Annotated in this window: 13 protein-coding genes; 3 read left to right on the top strand and 10 right to left on the bottom strand. The window is 70.6% G+C overall.

Features of this window, described 5'->3' with window-relative positions:
• Window positions 1-2: 2 nt before the first annotated feature.
• From ACT26F_RS15105 to ACT26F_RS15095, 3 genes are all read right to left on the bottom strand, one after another.
• A complete protein-coding gene (locus ACT26F_RS15105) occupies window positions 3-3,350 on the bottom strand; it encodes an ExeM/NucH family extracellular endonuclease (protein ID WP_471671368.1) in 3,348 nt (1,115 codons plus the stop codon).
• A gap of 70 nt (window positions 3,351-3,420) precedes the next feature.
• A complete protein-coding gene (locus ACT26F_RS15100; protein WP_471671367.1) occupies window positions 3,421-6,297 on the bottom strand; it encodes a 5'-nucleotidase C-terminal domain-containing protein in 2,877 nt (958 codons plus the stop codon).
• Between the two features lie 184 nt (window positions 6,298-6,481).
• Window positions 6,482-6,874, bottom strand: a complete 393-nt coding sequence (locus ACT26F_RS15095; RefSeq protein WP_471671366.1) for a hypothetical protein — start codon at window positions 6,872-6,874, stop codon at window positions 6,482-6,484.
• A gap of 107 nt (window positions 6,875-6,981) precedes the next feature.
• On the opposite strand from ACT26F_RS15095, the gene ACT26F_RS15090 reads away from it, so the two are divergent.
• Window positions 6,982-7,830 (top strand): 3-hydroxybutyryl-CoA dehydrogenase, encoded by an 849-nt coding sequence (locus tag ACT26F_RS15090; RefSeq protein ID WP_471671697.1) that lies wholly within the window; start codon window positions 6,982-6,984, stop codon window positions 7,828-7,830.
• Between the two features lie 78 nt (window positions 7,831-7,908).
• Here the strand turns inward: ACT26F_RS15090 and mmuM are convergent, their stop codons facing one another.
• A complete protein-coding gene (gene mmuM / locus ACT26F_RS15085; protein WP_471671365.1) occupies window positions 7,909-8,742 on the bottom strand; it encodes a homocysteine S-methyltransferase in 834 nt (277 codons plus the stop codon).
• 116 nt (window positions 8,743-8,858) lie between these two features.
• On the opposite strand from mmuM, the gene ACT26F_RS15080 reads away from it, so the two are divergent.
• Window positions 8,859-10,394, top strand: a complete 1,536-nt coding sequence (locus tag ACT26F_RS15080) for an AMP-binding protein (RefSeq protein WP_471671364.1) — start codon at window positions 8,859-8,861, stop codon at window positions 10,392-10,394.
• Window positions 10,395-10,473: 79 nt separating this feature from the next.
• On the opposite strand, the gene ppc is transcribed toward ACT26F_RS15080, so the two are convergent.
• From ppc to ACT26F_RS15060, 4 genes are all read right to left on the bottom strand, one after another.
• Window positions 10,474-13,260, bottom strand: coding sequence for a phosphoenolpyruvate carboxylase (ppc, locus tag ACT26F_RS15075; protein ID WP_471671363.1), 2,787 nt, complete (start codon window positions 13,258-13,260; stop codon window positions 10,474-10,476).
• A 118-nt stretch (window positions 13,261-13,378) separates the two neighbouring features.
• Window positions 13,379-13,663 (bottom strand): protealysin inhibitor emfourin, encoded by a 285-nt coding sequence (locus ACT26F_RS15070; RefSeq protein ID WP_471671362.1) that lies wholly within the window; start codon window positions 13,661-13,663, stop codon window positions 13,379-13,381.
• Entirely contained in the window at window positions 13,624-14,682 is a 1,059-nt protein-coding gene (locus ACT26F_RS15065; RefSeq protein WP_471671361.1) for a M4 family metallopeptidase, read from the bottom strand. Before ACT26F_RS15065 ends, ACT26F_RS15070 begins: the two co-directional genes overlap by 40 nt.
• 142 nt (window positions 14,683-14,824) lie before the next feature.
• Entirely contained in the window at window positions 14,825-18,412 is a 3,588-nt protein-coding gene (locus ACT26F_RS15060; RefSeq protein ID WP_471671360.1) for a glycosyl hydrolase, read from the bottom strand.
• A gap of 168 nt (window positions 18,413-18,580) precedes the next feature.
• On the opposite strand from ACT26F_RS15060, the gene ACT26F_RS15055 reads away from it, so the two are divergent.
• A complete protein-coding gene (locus tag ACT26F_RS15055; RefSeq protein ID WP_471671359.1) occupies window positions 18,581-19,513 on the top strand; it encodes a LysR family transcriptional regulator in 933 nt (310 codons plus the stop codon).
• Here ACT26F_RS15055 and ACT26F_RS15050 read toward each other — a convergent pair.
• The gene (locus ACT26F_RS15050) at window positions 19,504-20,328 is read right to left on the bottom strand and encodes a ribokinase (protein ID WP_471671358.1); all 825 of its coding nucleotides are present in this window, start codon (window positions 20,326-20,328) and stop codon (window positions 19,504-19,506) included. The two genes, ACT26F_RS15055 and ACT26F_RS15050, sit on opposite strands and share 10 nt — an antisense overlap.
• Window positions 20,329-20,398: 70 nt before the next feature.
• Complete coding sequence (locus ACT26F_RS15045; protein WP_471671357.1) at window positions 20,399-21,397, bottom strand: LacI family DNA-binding transcriptional regulator; 999 nt, start codon at window positions 21,395-21,397, stop codon at window positions 20,399-20,401.
• Window positions 21,398-21,437: the final 40 nt, after the last annotated feature.

The following is a 21,437-nucleotide window of genomic DNA, read 5'->3' as shown; positions in this document are numbered from 1 at the left end:
GGTCACTTCACCGTGAGGGTGAACGTGCCCGTCGCGGCGTTCGTCGTCGACGACCCCGAGAACTTCGCCGTCAGTCGCACCGTGCCACGCGGCTGCCTGGGCAGCGACAGCGTGGCCTTGCCGTTCCTGACCGACGCCGATCCGAGGAGCTTCGAGCCCCGGTAGACGCTGACCCGGCCGGCGTTCTCGGTGAAGCCGGTCGTGGCCACCGTGACCCGGACGGTGGCGCGCGTCTTCGGTGTGACCTTCCTCGTCACGACCGAGCCGGTCACCTTCGCGGAGGCCTTCGCGATCGTCAGCGTGACGTCGGTCTGGCTCGGGTCGTAGCCCGCTCCGCCGCCGTAGAACACCGTCAGCTGATGGCTGCCGGGCTTCAGCGCCGTGCCGGCGATCGCGATCGTCGCCCGACCGTCGATCATGAGCGCCGATCCGACGAGCTGGCCGCCGGACGTCGCGTGGACGACGCCCGTCGCACCCTGGCCGCCGACGACCGTGACCAGCGTCGCCCTGCCGTAGGTGCCGGGGGCTGCCGTCGCCGTGATGGACGACTCCGCCCTGACCTCGACGCGGACCGTGCCGGCCGAGTCGGAGTAGCGGCCCTCGCCGTCGAACGCGACGTCGAGCGAACGGCTCCCCGCAGCGAGCGAGCCGGCCCGGACCGTCACGGTCGCCCGTCCACCGGTGACCTCGGCCGTACCGAGCTCCGTACCGCCGGCCGAGACCGTGACGGTGCCTCGCGGCGAACCGACCGCCGACGCGACCGTGACCGCGACCTCGAAGGGCTCGTCGGTCCAGACGGTCGTCGGCACCGTGGCCGTGGTCGTCGTCGCGACGGCAGCCGCCTCGCCCGGATCGAAGCCGACGATCACGGGGTCGTGGTCGCTGGCCCGGTACGGCGTCGCGCCGTCGAACAGGTTCGTGACGTTGTTGTTGAAGCGGCTGTACTCGCGGCCGATCGACTCGGGCGCGTTGATCCTCCACACGTCGGCACCCGTCACCGCGGCGAACGCGGCGTCCGACGCGAACACGTGGTCGAGCGACCCGTGCGTGCCGTCGAACTGGTACGTCTCCTCGTTCGTGAGCGTCTGGTCGACGTTGACGAAACCGGCGTCCTCGATGATCGCGAGCGGGTCCTCCTTGGCGTAGGAGTTGAAGTCGCCGAGCAGGAAGACGCGGTCGGTCGCGGTCTGCGCCTCGAGCGACTCGACGAAGTCGACGAGTGCCTCGGCCTGGCCGACGCGAGCCCGGTTCGACGCACCCTGGCCGTCGCCCTGGTCGGCGTTGACCCCGTCGCCGGAGCCCTTCGACTTGAAGTGGTTCACCACGGCGAGGAAGTCCTGGCCCGCATCGCCGTCGACGGGGCGGAACTCCTGCGCGAGCGGGGCGCGGGCGCTCGCGAACGCGGTCGAGTCGAGCAGGTGCGACGGCCCGACGGGCTCGACCACGTCCCGCTGGTAGATGAACGCCGTGCGGATGACGTCGCGGCCGTTGGGCGGGATCGTCGACGGCGACAGCACGGGGGCCCACTTCTGGGCGCCGGCGTCGGCGTTGAGGGCCGCCACGAGCGCCTTGAGCGCCTCGTCCCGGTCGGCCCCACCGAGCGAGCCGGTGTCCTCGATCTCCTCGAGCGACAGGACGTCGGCGTCGAGCGTGTTGATCGCCCTGACGATCTTGGCCTGCTGACGGGCCAGGCTCGTGTCGTTCGCCGCGCCACGCGGGCCGTCGGGGCTGCACGTGTTCACGGTGATCCGGTCGCCGGCGCGATCGGTGTACCACGTGCAGCTCCGCCCACCGCCGAGCGCGACCCAGTCCTCGCCGGTCGTCGTGAAGTAGTTCAGGACGTTGAACGAGGCCAGCTTGATCGAGCCGCCGACGTCGTTCGGCGCCACCTCGCGCGTGCTCGCGGTCGAGACGGTCGCGGACTCGTCACCCGCGGCGAACGGCACGGTCGGCTGGAGCTTCCACAGGCTGTTGCGGAAGTCGAGCACGAGCGGGTCGTCGATCGTGACGGACGCTCCCGTGCGGACCTCGTTGGTCACCGTCAGCCACGGCGCGGGCAGCTCACGGTTGGCCCCCGAGGTGAAGTTGGCCGACTTGCCGTCGTCGAGCGTGATGAGCCGGCTCGCGTTCTCCGCGACGAGTCGGTCGTAGGCGCTCGTGCGCGGGCGGACCTCGTTCGTCGGCTGCGGCAGGACCGTGGTGCCCGACGCCAGGCCGAGCTCGCCGTACGTGTTCGTGGCGAAGTTGTTGGTGACGGTGTACGTGCCCGCGGTCGCGTCGAGCAGCATGCCCTCGAGCGACTCGCGCTGGGTCGGCGTCAGCGGGAACGTGACCGGGGTCGGGGTGACCGTGCCCGCGGTGGCGGCGTCCTGCCAGCCCGAGGCCGTGATCTGGGTCAGTCCCTGGAACTCCGAGACCGGGCCGGTGACGTCGACCGTGTCGCCGAGATCGACGGCCTGCGCGAATGCCGCGCCGAAGACGTACACGCCGGTCGAGGCCGTGTGGGAGCCGAGGTCGATCGCACCGCCGCTGCCCGGCGTCTGCAGGTAGGCGCCGTTGAAGCCGCCCGTGTCGTACAGCGCCGTGACGACGCCGGTCGTCGTGACGGTCTGACCGGCCAGCGGACTGGCGGTCCCCGTGCCCTGGATCTCGGCGATCGTGGCGTCGAGCGCGGGCGGCGCGACGACGTCGCACGCCGCGCCACAGGCGACGGGACTCGGCGCCTGCTTCGTGAAGTCGGCCGCGTTCTGGTTGGTGTCGGCGCTGTTGGCGGCGCGGGCGAGCGATTCGGTCACGCTCGGATCGGCGGGCGCCGGACCGGTGCCCTCGAACGTGTTCGTCGCGCCGAATCCCACGAGGTCGACGAGGCTCGGGTCCGCCAGCACGGCCGCCGGGGCGCCCGTGAGCGCGGTGGCCGACTTGACCAGGGCGATCGTCCCGGCCGAGCCCGAGGGGCTGATCGTGCCGGTCACGTCGGGCGTCGGCAGCTCCGCGCCGGCTCCCGTCGCATTGCCCGCACCGGCGATGAGGAACGTGCCGCCGGGCTGCACGGCGTGGTCGCCCAGCTCGGTGACGCCCGTGAAGGCCGCCGTCCCGCCCGAGGAGCGGTACTGCACCGACCACCCCTTGACGTCGATCGCGGCGGCCGTGGGGTTGCGCAGCTCGATGAACTTGACCTTGTACGACGCGTTGGCCGAACCGCCGTCGACGTAGACCTCGTTGATGACGAGACCGGACCCGTCGGGCGCCGCGCTGGCGGTGCTCGGGACGGCGACCGCCGTACCGGCGACGAGTGCCAGGGCGGTCAGACGAGCCCACGGGCTCGGACGGACGTGTGCAGATCGGAACATCGGTATCCCCTCGATACGGCGGCGGTGAGGCGGAAGGGGCGGCCCGCCGTGGCGGGCCGCCCCTGCGCGGTTACTTCTTGACGACGGTGAGCCTGACCGTCGTGCTGGACGGGTTCGCCACGGCGTTGCCGGCGTAGGAGACCGTCAGCGTGACCTTGCCCCGCTTGGTGAACTTCTTCAGCGAGACCTTGGCGACGCCGTTCTTGACGGTGCCCGTGCCGACGACCTTGGAGCCGTTCTTCACGGTGACCTTGCCGCCCTGGACCGTGAAGCCCTTGCCGGTCACCCTCGCCGTGAGCGTCGACTTCTTGCCGACCTTCACCTTGGAGGCGACCGAGGCCTTGGTCGTCGTCGCGGCCTTGGTCACCGTGACGGTGGCGGTCGCGTCGGCCGGCTCGTACGAGGCGCTGCCGTTGAAGAACAGGCCGAAGGTGCGCGTGCCCGGCGTGAGCGCCGTGCCACCGAAGCGGAACGTGCCCGCCCCGTCGACGAGGAACGCCGTGCCGACCTGGATGCCGAGCTGGTTCGCCACGAAGACGACTCCCGAGGTGCCCGGGCTGGCGGTCATCGTGATGGTCGCGCCCGTGCCGTACGGCGAGGTCGAGCCCGTGGCCGAGAACGTGGTCTCGGCCTTCAGGACGACCACCTGGACGGTGGTGGACGAGCCGGCGACGCCGGGCTCACCGCCGTAGGAGACGGTCAGCGTGCGCGTGCCCTGACGCAGCAGGGACGCATCGACCGCGACGGTGGCCGCACCATCGACCAGCGTCGCCGTGCCGAGCTCGGTGTCGCCGTCCTTGACCACGACCTGGCCCTCGGCGTCGAGCGCGTCGGACGAGTCGACCTCGACGTCCACGTCGAACGTCTCGGCCTTCGTGACCTCGGCCGGAGCCGTGGCCGACGTCGTGCTGGTCGCATCGGCGAGCGCGTCCACCGAGAGCGGGATGGTGGCGGTCGTCCCACTGGGCGAGGCCACGACGCGGATCACCGGGTTGGCGAACGACCCACGCGGCAGGGTGAACGCGAACGCCTCGCTCGCGCCGTTGGTGACCGGCTCGGAGCCGAGCGCCTTCGTCTTGCCGTTCCCGTACTCGAGCGTCGCCGAGACCGAGGTGTTGGCCGGCGCGCCGATCGAGGTCAGGTTGAGCTTCGGCAGCGAGAACGAGACCTCGTCACCGGCCGTGTAGGAGTCCTCGATGCCGCTGACCTGGACCGAGCGACGAGCGAAGTCGGGCGAGACCGGGCTGTGGGCGCCGAGGTAGTCGTTGAAGCCCTCGTAGTCGACGACGGTCAGGTCGACGGCCGTGCCCTCCTTGAAGGCGTGGAAGTTGTCGCCGCCGGTCGCCAGGAACGACGGGACGACCACCTTGTACGACTTCGCCGGGTCCAGCAGCTCGTCGTTGATCCACAGGCTCGTGATCCGGCTGCCCTCGGCGCGCGTCGCGTCGTAGGTGTAGCGGACGTTCTTCGACATGCCCAGCTGCAGGTACGGACGGGCCGGGACGTTGCCGTTGGCCAGCCGCTGCCACTGCTGCTCGAAGACCTTCTTCAGCGACGCGCCGGTCAGCGTGACGGTGAACAGGTTGTTCGCGAACGGCAGCACCGCGTTGGACTCGGCGAGCGTCACGACGCCGTCCTGGTTGACGTCGGCCGGCGTGGTCGCCGTGCCCTTGTAGAACAGCTCGTCGCGCAGACCGCCCGGGTTGTTCACCGCGAGGTCGGCCGGTGCACGCGTCGTCTTGGACTGGGCGAGCATCGCATCGGGGACGAGGTTGCCGATCGTCGACTCGCTCGCGCGGTCGTCGCGGCCCGTCTTCGGGTTGGCCGGATCGGAGCCGGTGTACTTGCCGTTGACGTAGCTGCCTCCGGTGTACGCCGTCGTGACGTCGGCCGAGACCTCGCCCTTCTTGACGTTGCCGACGGCGGCACCGTGCGCGATCGCGGCGTCGGTGATCGTCTTGACCTCGGCCACGCGCGGCAGGCTCAGGTTGACGGCGCCGGCCGCGACCCGCGGCACGTTCACCGCGGTGTTCGCCGTGACGGCGTCGGTGTCGGGGTCGATGGTCAGCGTGACCTTGCCGATGTTCTCGCCGTAGCTGCCGGTCTGGATGACCGGGCGCGTGCCGCCACCGGCGACCGGGGCCTGCCATGCGTACTGCTTGTGCGTGTGGCCCGTGAAGATCGCGTCGACCGACGGATCGGTGTTGTTGACGATGTTCCCGAAGGCGCCGCCGGCGGCGATCTCCTGCTCGAGCGTCGCACCGTCGGGCGTGCCCGCACCGGCGCCGTCGTGGTACGCCGCGACGATGACGTCGGGCTTCTCGCCGGCGGGCAGGGCGTTGAGGCGCTCCGCCTCGTCGTTGACGGCGTCGACGGGGTCCGTGAAGGTCACGCCGACGATGCCGCCGGGCGACACGAGCGACGGCGTCTCCTCGGTGACGGCGCCGATCACGGCGACCTTGAGGCCACCGACGGTGAACGTCGCGGACGCGTCGAGGGCGTGCTCGCCGTCCTTGAGCACGTTGGCTCCGAGATAGGGGAACGCCGCCTCGCCGCTCGCGCCGTCGGTGCCGACCCGATCGGTCAGGTCGGCGAAGCCGCGGTCGAACTCGTGGTTGCCCACGGCGGACACCGAGAGGTCGAGGGCGTTGAGCACGTCGAGCGTCGGGGAGTCCTGCTCCACGGCCGACGCGAACACGGAGGCGCCGATGTTGTCGCCGACGGACAGGAACAGCGTGTTGGCCTCGCCCGCCGCCTGGCGGATGTTCTCGACCGTCGTCGCGAACGCAGTGGTGTTGGAGTCGATGCGGCCGTGGAAGTCGTTGATGTCGGCGATCGTGATGGTCACCGGATCGGCCGCTTGGGCCGGTGATGCCAACGTCAGCGGTGCGCACACGAGGGCGGCGACCGTGACGGCGGCGAGGGGTCGGCGGGACTTGGGGATCACGTCTGTCCTTCTCTCGCGGGTTCGGGGTTCGCACACCGTAACCCTGAGAATCTGCCAAGAGGAAGGGCAGAGAGTGACAGTTCGGTTAAGACTGGACAAAAGTCTGGAAATCACTGCGATTCCAAGACCTCGAGAAACTCTCGTAGTCGAATTGTCACCGCTGTGGAGGGCCGTGACCCCGATGTCAGCGAGGAATCAGGGCCTGGAGACGGCAGGGACCGTCGGGCGAGGCGACGATCGGGTCGAGCGTGAACGGGACGCTCTGCTCGGGCTGGACGTGGTCGAGGTCCAGGGCCCGCGCGGGGCCGGTCTGCTCGCCGATGAACACCGTGACGCGGTAGTCCCGGGCCTTCTTCGCGGTGTTCTCCAGCGTTCCCGTGACGTGCCAGGCGCCCTTCGCGTCGCGGGCGCACGAGAACGCGGTGATCGCCATCGGATCGACCGTCCCCGCCACCTGCGTCGCGCCGGCCGCGGCCGTCGTCGAGGCACTCGCGGTGGGTGCGGTCGCACCGTCCCCGTCGCCCCCGCACGCGGAGACGGCGAGGAGCAGGATCAGCACCACGGGCCACACGCGCATGCGGCCCATCCCATCACGACGACCCCCACCGCTGACGGAGGCGCACCCGCCCCGCGATACCGTCCAAGCTGAGGAAACCTTCATCTTTCTGGGAGAAACACGTGACCATCGAACGGATCGGCATCATCGGCGGCGGGCTCATGGGCTCGGGCATCGCGGAGGTCAACGCGCGGGCAGGACTGGACGTCGTCGTCATCGAGGTCGACAACCGTTCCGCCGCCGCCGCCCGTGATCGGATCGAGACGTCGCTCGCACGGGCCGTCGACCGCGGCAAGCTGAGCGAGCAGGACCGCGACGCGACGCTCGCGCGGATGCGCGTCGGCCTCGACTTCGGCGCGCTCGCCGATCGCGACCTCGTCGTCGAGGCGGCCAGCGAGAACGAGAGCGTCAAGCTCGAGCTGTTCCGCCGGCTCGGGCAGGTCGTCACCAACCCGGACGCGATCCTGACCTCCAACACCTCGTCGATCCCGATCGTGAAGCTGGGCGCCGTCTCGGGCCGCGCCGACCGGGTCATGGGCGTGCACTTCTTCAACCCCGCGCCGGTCATGAAGCTCGTCGAGCTGATCCCGTCGCTGACGACGTCGTCCGAGACGCTCACGACGATGCGCACGTACGTCTCCGAGCAGCTCGGCAAGCAGCCGATCGACGCGACCGACCGGGCCGGGTTCATCGTGAACTCCCTGCTCGTGCCGTACCTGCTGTCGGCGATCCGGATGTACGAGGCGGGCTACGCCTCGGCGAAGGACATCGACGACGGCATGGTGCTGGGCTGCGGGCACCCGATGGGTCCGCTCGCGCTCTCGGACCTGATCGGACTCGACACGATCAAGGCCATCGGCGAGTCGATGTACGAGGAGTTCAAGGAGCCCCTCTTCTCGCCGCCGCCGCTGCTCGACCGCATGGTCGACGCGGGCCTGCTCGGCCGCAAGTCCGGCCACGGCTTCTTCCCCTACTGAGCCGGCGCTCCGCGCCGCGCGATGTGTCGCGGAATCCACCGAAGTTTCCGGACTGACGCCTGACGACGGTGGGCACCGCTACACATCTGGTCGGCCCGGGGGCCGAGCCGCCGCGGCGACCTTCGCGATCGCGGCGGGGCCGACGCGGCAGCAGCCGCCGACCCACTGCGCGCCCGCCGCGATCCAGCGTGGCACGAGGTCGACGTCGTACGTGCTCGTGCCGATCCACTGCTCGAGCTCGGCGTCCCACACCTCGCCGGCGTTGGGATAGGCAAGTCCCTGCTTGCCGGTGGTCGCGACGACCCTCAGCGCCGGCAACACGTCGGCCGGGGCGCAGCAGTTGACGCCGACCGCGACGACTGCGTCGACTGCCGCGGGAATCGCGAAGGCGGCGTCGAGCCGTTGCCCGGCGCATGTGCGGTCGCCGTCGATCGAGTACGAGAACCACGCCGGGTGGTCGTACTCGTCCAGCAACCGCGCCAGGACGACCGCCTCGTCGGTGTCGGGAATCGTCTCCACGGCGAGCAGGTCGGGCCCGGCCGCGAGCAGTGCCTCGATGCGTGGCCGGTGGAACGCCTCGAGCTCGTCGGCCGTCAGTCCGTAGCGGCCGCGGTACTCCGATCCGTCGCCGAGCACCGCACCGTACGGGCCGACCGAAGCCGCGACGAGCCGCCCGTCGACCCCGTCGGTGGCCTCGCGCGCCAGCTCGACGCTCACGCGGACGAGGCCCGGATCGGTCGTCTGGTAACTCGACGTCGTGGCCACGTCGGCGCCGGCGGCGAAGTAGGCGCGATGCACCTCGACGATCTCCTCGGGCGACTCCCGCAGGACGCGAGCCGTCCACTCGTCGCCGGACAGATCGTTGCCGCGTTCTTCGAGCGCGTTGGACAGGCCTCCGTCGAGCACGTGCATGACACCAGTGTGCCGTTCGCCGCAGCGGCCCGACCGTTCACAGCGACCTGGTGGGGCGGCGGACCAGCCACGCGGCACACTGAGTGAGGCAGCACACAGTGACCCAGGAGAACTCCATGAAGGTTCCGTTCACCATCGGCGACTTCCTCGTCCGCGCCCACACCGTGTACCCCGACCGGATCGCCGTCGTCGACGAGCCCGACCAGGTGGCGCCGTCGTGGGGCGAGCTGACCTACCGCGACGTCATGAGGCTCGCGAGGTCGCAGGCGGCGACGCTCGACGAGCTCGGCATCGCACCCGGGGCGCGGGTCGCGATGGTGTCGCACAACGCCGCGCGGATGTTCGTCTCGTTCTTCGGGGTGTCGGCGTGGGGCCGGGTCTTCGTACCGATCAACTTCCGGCTCGCGCCCGCCGAGGTCGAGTACATCGTCGGGCACTGCGGCGCCGACGTCGTCATGCTCGATCCGGAGCTCGAGCACCTGGCCGCGGCGTGCGGGGCCGCGAAGCACGTCTTCGTGCTGGGCCGCGACGACGACCGGATCTGGTCGTCGACCGCCGCGCCGCAGCCATGGGACGCGGACGAGGACGCCACCGCCACGATCAACTACACGTCGGGCACGACGGCCCGACCCAAGGGTGTCGAGCAGACCCACCGCGCGCTGTGGACGAACGCGACGGTCTTCGGCTGGCACGCCTCGGTGAGCGACCGCGACGTCTACCTGCACACGCTGCCGATGTTCCACTGCAACGGCTGGGGCCAGGTCTACGGCGTCACCGGCATGGGTGGCCGGCACATCGTGATCCGGCAGATCGACGGCGCCGAGATCCTGCGCCGCATCGAGCAGCACGGCGTCACGTACCTGTGCTGCGCGCCGGCGGTGCTGTCGGCGGTGCTCGACGCGCTGAAGGACTGGACCGGCGAGGTGCCCGGGCGGGACCGGGTCCGCTGCGTCGTGGCGGGCGCTCCCCCGCCGACCCGCACGATCGAGCGGGTGCGCGAGGAGCTGGGCTGGGAGTTCATCCAGATCTACGGGCTCACCGAGACCGCGCCCCTGCTGACGATGAGCCGCATGCGCGAGGAGTGGGACGACCTCGACCCGTCCGAGCAGGCCCGCAACCTCGGCCGCGCGGGGGCGCCCGCCCTCTCGACCTCGATCATGGTGCAGGACGGCGGCGAGATCCTGGCCCGGTCGAACACGGTCCTCGAGGGCTACTGGGAGAACCCGGACGCGACCGCCGAGGCACTCGCCGACGACTGGTTCCACACCGGCGACGGCGGCACGTACGAGGACGGCTACGTCACGATCGCCGATCGCAAGAAGGACGTCATCGTCTCCGGCGGCGAGAACGTCTCGTCGATCGAGGTCGAGGACGCCCTCGCCTCGCACCCGGCCGTGCGCGAGGTCGCGGTGATCGGCGTGCCCGACGAGCGGTGGGGCGAGCTCGTGCTGGCCCTCGTCGTCATCGACGAGGAGGCCGACGAGGTCAGCGAGGACGACCTGCGCGCCCATGCCCGCGAGCGCCTCGCCGGCTACAAGGTGCCCAAGCGCGTCGAGTTCCGCGAGGAGCTGGCCCGGACCGCGACCGGCAAGCTGCAGAAGTTCAAGCTGCGCGCCGAGTACTGGGAGGGCCGCGACCGCCAGGTCAACTGACGCCCTTCCCGAGATTTGCTCCAAAACTTGCCCAGATCCACCGGATCAGAGTGAGAAATGGAGCAAATCTCGGGACAGGTCAGCCAGTGTTGCGCAGACCGTTGGCGATGCCGTTGACCGTCTGCAGGAGGGCGGCCTGCATGTCCTCGTCGACGGCGTCGGGGTTCTGGCGGTAGCGGTGGAGCAGGTCGACCTGGGCGAACGAGATCGGCTGCAGGTAGGCGTCGCGGACCTCGAGCGTCCGCTTGAGGCCGGGCTGGTCGTCGAGCAGGTGCTTCTCGCCGGTGACCCGCAGCACCTCCTCGACCGTGACGGCGTACTCGGCCCGGATCATGTCGAAGATCGGACGCAGGTCCGCCGGCACGAGGGTCTCGACGTAGCGACCGGCGACGTCGAGGTCGGTCTTCGTCAGGGTCATCTCCACGTTGGAGACGAACGTGCGGAAGAAGTGCCACTGCTCGAGCATCTCGGAGAGCACGCTCTCCTTGCCGGCCAGCCGCGCGGCGCGCAGGCCGCTGCCCACGCCGTACCAACCGGGCACGATCTGGCGGCTCTGAGTCCAGCCGAAGACCCACGGGATCGCCCGCAGCCCGTCGATCCCGCCACCCTGGTCGGGGCGCCGCGAGGGTCGTGAGCCGATGTTCAGGTCGCCGAGCTGGTCGACCGGGGTCGACGCGAGGAAGTAGTCGAACAGGCCCGGCGAGTCGATCAGCTTGCGGTAGGCCGCATAGGCGGCGTCGCTCACCTGCGTCATCGTGTCGTCCCACGCCTGCAGGGTCTCGCCGGGGGTGCGTGAGTCGAGGTGCAGCGTCGACGCCTCCAGCACGGCGGCGAGCGAGAGCTCGAGGTTCTCGTGGCCCAGGCGCGGCAGCGAGTACTTGTCGCTGATCACCTCGCCCTGCTCGGTGAACTTGATGTCGCCGGTCAGGACGCCGTACGGCTGGGCGAGGATCGCGTCGTACGTGGGGCCGCCGCCGCGCCCGACCGTGCCGCCGCGGCCGTGGAAGAGCCGCAGCGTGACGCCGTGCTTCTGGGCGACGTCGCGCAGCCCGCGCTGGGCGCGGTGCAGCTCCCACTGGGAGGTCGTGATGCCGCCGGCCTTGTTCGAGTCGGAGTAGCCGAGCATGACCTCCTGGCGGTCACCGCGCAGGCGCACCAGCTCGCGGTAGTTCTCGTCGGAGAGCAGCTCGTCGAGGACGGCACCGGCACGGCGGATCTCCTCGACGGTCTCGAGCAGCGGCACGAAGTCGAGGCGGGCGAACGGCTCGGTGCCCTCGCCACCGACGAGGTCGACCAGCCCGGCCTGCCGCGCCAGCACGATCGGCGCCAGCAGGTCGTCGCCGCCGAGCGTCATCGAGACGATGTAGGACTCGATGACGTCGTCGCCGAACGTCGCCTTCAGCTGCCGGACGGCCGTGAAGACGCCGTACGTGCGCGCGCCCCACTCGTCGAGCGGGGGCGGGTCGAGCGCGAGCGGACGCTGCCGGCCGAGCTCGGCCGACAGCAGCGCGAACCGCTCGTCGCGCGTCAGGTCGTCGTACGGCGTGCCGCTCTCGTCGAGCCGGTCGTACAGCAGGCCGAGCGCGTGGTGGTGCGCCTCGGCGTGCTCGCGGATGTCCATCGTGGCCAGGTGCAGACCGACCGACGAGATGCTGCGGATCGCCCGCGCGAGCATCCGGTCGGCGATCCGCTCGCCGCCGTGCGCCCGCAGGGACGCGTCGACGACCGCCAGATCGGCGAGCAGCTCGGCCCGGTTGGCGTAGTCGCGCCCCGGCACGTGCGGACTGGCCGCCGCGATCCGCGCCGCCGAGTTCGCGACCTTGAGCTTCACGCACGACAGCTTGAGCCGGTACGGCTCGGCCGCGTTGACGGTGAGCAGTCGCGGGTCGAGGTCGGGCAGGGCGGCGAGGTCCGCCTCGAGGGACTCGGTCAGCTCGGTGCTGACGCCGACCAGCTCGGACGACGGGGACAGCTCACGGATCAGCAGGTCGAGGTTGGCGTTGATGATCTGGGTCGCGACGCGGTTCTGCAGCTGCAGGATGCTCAGCGTGACCTCGGGCGTGACGTTGGGGTTGCCGTCGCGGTCGCCGCCGATCCACGTGCCGAACGAGAAGGGGCGTTGCGTGGGCGCCAGGGCGACCCCGTGCGCGGCCAGCTGGTCGGCCAGATCGGTGCCGAGGTCGGGCAGTGCCTCCACGAGGATCTGCTGCAGGAAGTAGACCATGTGGCGGGCCTCGTCGAGCGGGGTCGGCCGCGTGCGGCGGACGGCGTCGGTCTGCCAGATGAGGTCGATCAGCTGGGCGAGGTCCTGGTCCTGCGCGGCACGCCGCCGGGTGCCCGCCGGCACGGGCTCCTGCAGGATGTCGGCGATCCGGCGCAGCTTCGTCAACAGGGTGCGCCGGCTGACCTCGGTCGGGTGGGCCGTGAAGATCGCCCGGGTGTCGATCCGCCCGATGCCCTCGCGCAGGCCCTCGGGGCCCTGCGCCTCGACGATGTCGGCGATCGTGCGCGCGAGCCAGCCCTCGTCGTCGGGGCGGGCCTCGATGCCGCGGACCCGCGCGACCTGCTCGGCGACGTTCGCGAGGCTGAAGTAGACGCTGAACGCCCGGACGAGCTTGCCGACGACCTCGGCATCGAGTCCGGCCAGGATCCGCTGGATCTCCAGGCCGGCCTCGTGGCGCGCATCGAGGTCGTCGGAGTCCTCGATGACCTTGCCCTGGGCCCGCACGCGCTCGACCTGGTCGTAGAGCTGCTCGCCCTCCAGCCGCAGCAGGGTCTCGCCCAGCAGATCGGCCACGCGGCGCACGTCGAGGCGTAGGTTCTCGTCCTTGGACCGGGCGATGGCATCGAACTCGGAGGTCGTCATCTGGGCTCCCCTCGGCGGACCGTCATGGAGGGCGCCTTTGCCCCCGGCCAGCCTAGTCAGTCGCCGTACCCGCTGCCCACGCGAGCAGGGTCACTGCCGTCGAGGACGCGGCAGGGGCTCAGGGCGATCGGTGGACCACGGCATCGACGAGGATGCGCCACGGCCCGTCGACCTGCGGTTCGGGCAGGGTCGCCGCGCGCTCGTTCGCCGTGACCTCGTAGACGAAGCCGTCCGCGACGCACTCGCCGGGCGCGGCGTCCCACGGGCAGGCCTCGACGAGGGGCCACCAGGGTCGCGCCTCGTCCTGCGAGGTCGCCTCGACCTCCCACTCGCGGCGCAGGCCGGCCAGACCGCCGCTGCGGATCACCCGGACGACGAGGACGGGGTCGGCTGTTCCTTCCATACCCCCACAGCCTGCCACGCGCCCCGGACCACGTCAGCCGCGTCGTGCGACTCGGCCGCCCGGACGGTGGCCTGGGCGAACTGCAGGAAGGTCGCGGTGGACGACAGCTCGCCGAGGAGGGCCTCGTACCAGATCAGGCCGGCCACCTCCCAGGCGTTGCCGCCGAGCCCCGTGGCGACGAGGTGGAACGCCTTGTTGGGAATGCCCGAGTTGAGGTGCACCCCGCCGTTGTCCTGCGTCGTCTGCACGAATCCGTCCATGTGCGCCGGCTGCGGGTCCTTGCCGAGGACGTCGTCGTCGTACGCGGTGCCGGGTGCGGACATCGAGCGCAGCGCCACTCCCTCAACCTGGTCGGTGAACAGGCCCGCGCCGATGAGCCACGCGGCCTCGTCGGCGCTCTGGCCGGCGGCGTGCTGCTCGACCAGGACGCCGAACACGTCCGCGACCGACTCGTTGAGGGCACCGGACTGACCCCGGTAGACGAGTCCCGCGGTGTGGTCGACGACGCCGTGGGTCAGTTCGTGGCCGATGACCGACAGCGAGGCGGTGAAGCGACCGAAGATCTCGCCGTCGCCGTCACCGAACACCATCTGGCCGCCGTCCCAGAACGCGTTGTCGTACGCGGTGCCGTAGTGGACGGTGCCCACGAGCGGCATGCCGGCGTCGTCGATCGAGCTGCGGTCGTAGACCTCGCGGTACAGCGCGTCGGTCGCCCCGAACCCGTCGTAGGCCTCGTCGACCGCCACGTCACCCGTGGCCGGATCGCCCTCGCCGCGCGCGAGCGTGCCGGGCAGCGTCGTACCACCCTGCGCATCGTGCACCGCCCGGCGCAAGGGCTGCTCGCCTGCCTGCGGTCGCATCGTGGGCACGACGACCTCGGGACGCAGCGGCCGCTCGTCGAGGGCGGCCTGCGCCGCGAGTGCCGCATTCGCGAATCGGTCCTCCTCGAGCGAGGCGATCTGGCGCAGCAGGTAGGGCGGGACGATGCCCCTGACGTGGTTCCCCCGATGAGTGCTCATGGATCGACCGTAGGCGGTGACCCCGACAACTCCCTCCCGATTCTCGGTGGCTGGTCACCCCACCGTGGGACGAAGGATGAGGCATTCGGGCACCCTCACGGGGCCGAATGCCTCATCCTTCGTGTAGTTCTCCAGCGGTCGGCTACTTCGTGACCACCCTCAGCTTCACCGCCTTCGACGTACTCGGCGTCAGCTGCGCGGAACCGGCATAGCGAACCGTGATCCGGTAGGTCCCCTTCCGCAGTCGGGGCAGCGTGACGGTCGCCCTTCCGGCCTTCACGGTGCCCGTCCCCACGACCTTGCCGTTGGCGAGGATGCTGACCCTGCCCGCCGGGACCAGGCCGCTCGCCGCGACGGTGACCGTCACCTTCGCGCGCTTCGCGGTCGTGACCTTCGTCGGAACGACCTTGGCCTTCGTCACCGAGGCGAGCCGCGGCACCGCCACCGCCGACGACGTCGCCCGACCCGGCTGGTACCCGTCAGCCGTCGCGGTGACGCGGACCGAGAGCTTCTGCCCGGCGTCCGCCGCCACGACCTTGTACGTGGACTTCGTCGCCCCCGTGATCGGCGAGCCGTTGCGCAACCACTGGTGCGCGAAGGTCACGCCCTCGACGTCCCACGCTCCCGGTGAGGCGGTCAGCGTCGAGCCGACCTTGACGGTGCCCGTCACGCGCGGGGCGGTGGTCGCCTCGGGTGCCGCGTCCGAGACCTTCGTGGTGCCGAGGGTGATCGGTCCGACGAGACCCGCGTCGACCGGGGTCGCGGTCGAGTACTGGCCGTTCTTGTTGGTGGCGGCCGGGTAGTAGCGGTTCGCCTTGCGCGGGGTCACGGCGATCTCGATCGTGTTGGCACCGCTCTTCAGGTGGTCGGTGACGTCCACCTCGTAGGGCGCGTAGAGGGCGTCGCCGGCGGGCTTCCCATTCACGGTGACGCTCGCCGCGGTGTGGACGGTGCCGAGGTCGAGGACGTACCGCTTGCCCTTCGCCCTGACCACGTCGACCGTCGCCGCGTAGACGCCGTCGGCGACCACGCTCTGGAGCTTGCCGCCCTGGAAGGCGGCGTCCTTCCAGTTGCCGAGGACGCCCTCGGCGAACGTCGCCGTCGTCACGTCGCCGCCGATGACTCCGTCGAGGTTGTCGGCGGTGACGGTCAACGACGTGGGCGTGATCGTCTCCGTGGTGTCGGGAGCGACCCGGTCGACGCCCTCGGGCAGACCGTCCGTGAGGTCGTCCGCGGCGAGCGTGACCCCGGCGGGCTCGGCCAGCAGCGCGATGCCGTTGCTCGGGCTGCCGCCGTAGGCGTCCTTGCCCGGATCGAGCGTGAACGACAGCGTGCCGTCGCTGACGTCGGCGCGGTGGATCCGGCCCGTCTTCTGGTCCAGCCAGTAGAAGTTCGCGAACTTCTCGTCGGCCCGCAGCGTGATGGTGTTGCTCGTGCTCGCCGTGGTGCGCACGTACGTCAGCACGCCGCCGTCGGACAGGTCGCGCCGGACGAACCGGACGTTGCTGTTCGCGTCGTACGTGATCTCCGGGTCGACGACCTTCTTCAACGCGGTCACGAGAGAGGCGCTCGAGGTCGGGTGGAACACCGAGTCGCCCTCCAGCAGGACCTGCTTCGCGAGCGAGGAGACCTTGGCGTCCTCGGCGGCGTACTTGCCGTCGGCATAGCCGGACTGGGCATTCGGCAGGTCGCCGTAGAAGATGATCGGGGCCCCTTCCTCGGCGAGCGAACGCAGGTGTCGCATCGTCTCGACGGGCACCGTCTGGGTGTGGACGACCAGGGCGTCGTACGTCGCCTCACCACCGTTGACGCTGAGCTTCCCGTCGGCGTACTCGGTCGAGTCGGCCGTGATGCTCGCATCGTTGATCGCGTCCCACGCGTAGCCGTTCGTGTTGAGGACGGGCACCGCACCGGTCGTCGAGGCACGCGTGTTGAACGGCGTGTAGACCGCGACGTCCGCACTCGGCGAGCCCTGCTGGCCGAGGTAGTTCAGTCGCGAGGCGTAGGCATTCAGCTGGGGGAAGTACTTCGACAGCGTGTTGTTCGACGACGGGTCGACGCCGATCGTCGGGAACGCCGACCAGCCGTTCTCGCCGTACGTCGAGGTTCCCCTCCCGTAGGGGTAGGCCAGGCCGTGGTAGAAGAAGTTGTTCACCCCCGAGGTCGCCATGAGGTCGAACCCGGCTCGCAGGCTGTCGAGGGAGTTGGTCAGCGGGTTCGCGCCCAACGTGTACTGCTCGGCCGTGACGAGGTTCCGCCCGTAGAGGTGGCCGCCCGACGCCGCGGTACGCAGATTGGACTCGTTGCCCTGCTCCTGCTCCGGGATGTCGACGTACTTCGCGGCACCGATCTGGTCCATGGGCGGGTTGTAGGCCTGCTGGCGGTACTTCAGCCCGTTCGCGTGGGCACCCTTCTGGAAGCCCTTGAGACCTTCAGCGAACTTCACGCCGACGAGCGTGCGGAAGTCCGCGAGGATCCGTGCCTGGACGGCAGCGTCGGTCGTGGTCGTGACGTAGGAGTCCGCCGCGCCCGACATCGAGTTGGGTCGGTATGCGGCCGTGCCGAGGTTCTGCTTGTAGACCGTCGGCAGGTACTTCGTGAAGTCGTAGCCCAGGCCGTTGTTCTCGGCATCCGCGGCGAGGTCCCAGAGCTCGTCGTCGAAGTAGAGGTCCGTGCTCAGCTCGAGGCTGTCGTTGAAGACCGCGCGGACGTTGTCGTACTTCGTGATGATCCGGTTGAGGTTCTCCTCTCCGAGCCAGTCGTTGAGGTAGCCCAGCGTCGCGCTCGCATCCATGTGGTCGACCACGAACCAGTCGCTGCGGGCCGTGTCGACGCCGCCGCTGCCGGCGGGGAGGGAGTACACGGCGACCACTTCGTAGTCGGTGCCGTCCCCGATCGCGTCGGCGACGTCGGCGGGCAGCGTGATGCTCGAACCCGAGCCGAGTCCGGCGGCGTCGATCATGTAGCTCTCGTCCGCGTCCACGGAGATCCGCTGGTCCCAGACGGTGCTGCCACCGTCGAACAGGGTGGCATTGCCCGTGACGGCGCCGGCGACTCCGGTGCGCTTCGCCACGAGGACGCCCTTGAGCTTGACCTGACTGGCGTCGTACTTCGGCATGGGATCGCCGTACTGACGGCTCTTCGCGAGCGCGGGAACGGTGACGTCACCTGCCTTGAGCTGCGCGCCGGTGCGGGTCGAGCGCCCGAGCGCCAGGTTGCCCATGCCGTCCGACGACTTCACAAACTGGCTGTTGGCGTTCCAGCCCGAGCCCATGTTGAGGTCCACCGTGATGCCGAGCTCCTTGGCCCTCGCGACCGCGTGGTCGAGGTGCGCGTAGAAGCTCGCCGTGTAGACGTCCTTCACGCGGGCCTCGTCACCGTCGAGTGGCGTCGTGCCGAAGGGGTTGATCTCGACCGTGCCGAACCCGTGCGAGGCGAGGTACTCGAGCTGCTCGTCGAGCACGGAGTCCTCGACCGCACCGCCGGACCACCACCAGCGCACGCCGGGGCGGTACGCGATGCTCGGGCTGGCCCATTCGTCCGCGGAGAACGCGGACGTCGCGCCGGCGGCCTGCGCCGGCACGGTGGCCCCGTCGACGACGAGTGCCGCGGGGACGACGCCGAGGGCGACCGAGGTCGCCAGGGCAACCGAACGCCGCCATCGAGGTCGCCGGTCGGCTCGCCTCCGGGAGGCCGGGGCCACTGGGTTGGTGCGTGGGCTCGAGATCATCACTGCTCCTGTGCACAAGCCGGGGCGCGGGACGAGATGTCGGGGCCCACGACTTGAATCGATTTACTGAATGCGTAATGCTCGTCACACTCGGCCACCGACCGCAAGAGACGAATGTGATCTGAGTCACGCGATTTCGGATGGCCCGCTATCAGTGTGGTGATACCCGTGAGTGACCTGAACCGGATCGACTGGAACCTCGTGCCCGCCCTCGAGGCGCTGCTCGCCGAGAGGAACGTCAGTCGTGCCGCGCGCCGGCTGGGCATCAGCCAGTCGGGCGCCAGCGGCGCCCTGGCGAGACTGCGGCGCCATTTCGACGACGAGATCCTCGAGCGCAAGGGGAACTCCTACGAGCTCACCCCGCTGGCCCAGCGACTCGTCCCGATGGTCGAGGAGATCACCTCCTCGACCCGTGCCGTCCTGGAGTCCACGCGGGTGTTCGACCCCTCCGAGGGATCACGCGAATTCGTGATCGGCTCGAGCGAGTACGGCCAGTCGGTCATCGGTCCGGATCTCGTGGACCGCGTGGGACGCCACGCGCCGGGCGCGAAGATCTCGTTCGTCTGGCCGGCCCACGTCCCCTCGGGACCGACGGAGTGGCTGGCCGGCATCGACGGCTGGATCGCCCCGCGCGACGTCTTCACCGACGTGCCGTCGACCGGCCTGCTGGCCGATCGCTGGGTGTGCGTCGTCGATGCGGGCAACCGCGCGATCGGCGACGACCTGCCGCTGTCCGAGGTCGCCGACCACCCGTGGGTCGTGCCGATGGTGGCGCGCGACCTCGACCTGCCATGGCGGCGACGACTGCTCTCGCACGGGATCGAACTGCCGATCGCCGTCGCGACCCAGAGCTTCTCCTCCGTGCCGTTCCTCGTCGCCGGCTCCGACCGGATCGGCATCACCCAGCACGCCCTCGCGGCACGCCTCGACGGAGCACTCGACCTGCGCATCCTCGAGATCCCGTGGGAGATGCGACCCCTGACCTTCACGTTCTGGTGGCACCCGAACCGCGAGCATGATCCCGCGCACGAGTGGCTGCGCGGCCAGGTCGAGGAGTGCATGGCCGCGATCGCACCCGCGGCGCGCGGGTCTCAGCGGTAGTCGTCGAAGGCGCGCAGCGGCGGCTGGGCGCCGCGGGTCGTGACGGCGTCCGCGCCGACGGCGCAGGCGAGCTCGAGAGCGTCGGCCGGGGCGAGGCCGCGCAGCACGGCCAGGGTGAGGGCGGCGCAGAACGCGTCACCGGCTCCGACCGTGTCCACGACGTCGACCGTCGGGGCCGGACAGGACGCGACCTCGTGACCTCGCTCGAGCAGGACCGCTCCCCTGCCGCCGAGCGTCACCGCGACGCGGGCCGCCGAGGCCAGCTCGGGCAGCGCGGCGTACTCCCCCTCGTTGACGATCGCCAGGTCGACCCGCTCGACGAGCTCGGGCGGCATCGACGCGACCGGGCTCGGGTTCACGGCGAGGAACCGCACGTCGCTGCGGGCGAGTGAGACGGCGAGGTCCACGCCGGTCTCGAACTGCACCAGCACGGCGTCGTCGGGGCCGAGCGGCACACCAGAGAGGTCGACGTGGCCGTTCGCGCCGGGGCAGACGACGATCTGGTTCTCGCCCGCGGCGTCGACCACGATCAGCGCAGTCCCGGTCGGCTCGTCGACCTCGCGGACGCTCACCTCGACGCCTGCCTCGCGCAGGACCGACAGCAGTTGCGCGCCGTCGGGGTCACGCCCGACCGCACCCACGAACCGCACCGACGCTCCCAGCCGGGCCGCCGCGATCGCCTGGTTCGCGCCCTTGCCGCCGGCCGAGCGCCGCAGCACCGCTCCGCCGACGGTCTCGCCCGGCCGCGGCAGCTCGTCCGCGAACGCGGTGAGATCGACGTTCACGCTGCCGACGACGGTCAGCTCCGCGGCCATGCGGCTCCCCTCCGCTCATCCGCCGCCCCGCGAGTGGCGCACAACCGACCGCGAGCGGTGTCCGGGCAGGTCATGACGAGGCGCGGGCGACGAGTTCGGGCGTGAAGACCGGATGGCGTACCGGAGCGTCGTGGTCCTCGATCGCGGCGAGCAGCAACGTCGCGGCGGCCTCGCCCAGCTCGTGGGACGGCTGGCGGACCGACGTGATGGGGATCGTCGCCGAGGCGGCGAACTCGATGTCGTCGTAGCCGACGAGCGCCACGTCTCCGGGCACGGAGACCTTCGCGGCAGTGAGCGCCTGGAGGGCGCCCAGCGCGACGAGGTCGTTCGTCGCGAAGATGGCGTCCGGCCGGTTCTTCCGCGACCGCGTGAGCAGCTCGGCCACGGCCGCGCGGCCCGACTCGACGAACATCGCCCCGGTGTCGACGAACTCGACCGAGACCTTGCCGTGCTCGGCCGCGACCTGCTGGGCTCCCTCGAGGCGGTGCTTGACCTGGCGCAGCTTGCCGGGCCCGCCGATGACCGCGATCCGGCGGCGGCCCCGCTCGACGAGGTGCTCCGCCGCGAGCCGGCCACCGAGCCGATCGTCGACGGACACCGAGGAGAACTCGCGTGCTCCCGACTTGCGGTCGACCAGCACGACCGCGGCACCCCGCGCGCGCAGTCGTCGCAGCCGGTCCAGCACGTTGCCGACCGGACTGATCAGGATGCCTGCGACGCGCTGCTCCTCGAAGAGGTCGAGGTACCTCGACTCGCGGGCCGCGTCCTGGCCGCTGTTGCCGAGCAGCAGTGGGCGATGCGTCTCGGCGAGCTGGTCCTCGACACCGCGCGCGACGTCGGTGAAGAACGGGTTGGCGACGTCGAGCACGACCATGCCGACGGCGCGGTTGGTGCCCGCGCGCAACTGCCGGGCCGCGTCGTTGCGCACGAAGCCGAGCTCGGCGATGGCGGCCTGGATGCGCTCGAGCGTCGCGGCCGAGACCTTCTCCGGATGGTTCATGGCATTCGAGACGGTCGCGGGCGAGACGCCCGCACGGGCGGCCACGTCGCGCACCTGAGCCACTGACATGCGCCTGAGATTACACGTTTCAATCCGATCGGGTTGACAT

This window comes from Aeromicrobium sp. SP1, assembly GCF_055663785.1.
The sequence above is the reverse complement of the archived record's forward strand: the minus strand, read 5'-3'. Positions and strand labels throughout refer to the sequence as shown.

Coding starts and splice junctions, on each gene's coding strand:
- ACT26F_RS15105 (WP_471671368.1), bottom strand. CDS start 3,350: ATGTTCCGATCTGCACACGTCCGTCCGAGCCCGTGGGCTCGTCTGACC.
- ACT26F_RS15095 (WP_471671366.1), bottom strand. CDS start 6,874: ATGCGCGTGTGGCCCGTGGTGCTGATCCTGCTCCTCGCCGTCTCCGCG.
- mmuM (WP_471671365.1), bottom strand. CDS start 8,742: ATGCACGTGCTCGACGGAGGCCTGTCCAACGCGCTCGAAGAACGCGGC.
- ACT26F_RS15080 (WP_471671364.1), top strand. CDS start 8,859: ATGAAGGTTCCGTTCACCATCGGCGACTTCCTCGTCCGCGCCCACACC.
- ppc (WP_471671363.1), bottom strand. CDS start 13,260: ATGACGACCTCCGAGTTCGATGCCATCGCCCGGTCCAAGGACGAGAAC.
- ACT26F_RS15070 (WP_471671362.1), bottom strand. CDS start 13,663: ATGGAAGGAACAGCCGACCCCGTCCTCGTCGTCCGGGTGATCCGCAGC.
- ACT26F_RS15065 (WP_471671361.1), bottom strand. CDS start 14,682: ATGAGCACTCATCGGGGGAACCACGTCAGGGGCATCGTCCCGCCCTAC.
- ACT26F_RS15060 (WP_471671360.1), bottom strand. CDS start 18,412: ATGATCTCGAGCCCACGCACCAACCCAGTGGCCCCGGCCTCCCGGAGG.
- ACT26F_RS15050 (WP_471671358.1), bottom strand. CDS start 20,328: ATGGCCGCGGAGCTGACCGTCGTCGGCAGCGTGAACGTCGATCTCACC.
- ACT26F_RS15045 (WP_471671357.1), bottom strand. CDS start 21,397: ATGTCAGTGGCTCAGGTGCGCGACGTGGCCGCCCGTGCGGGCGTCTCG.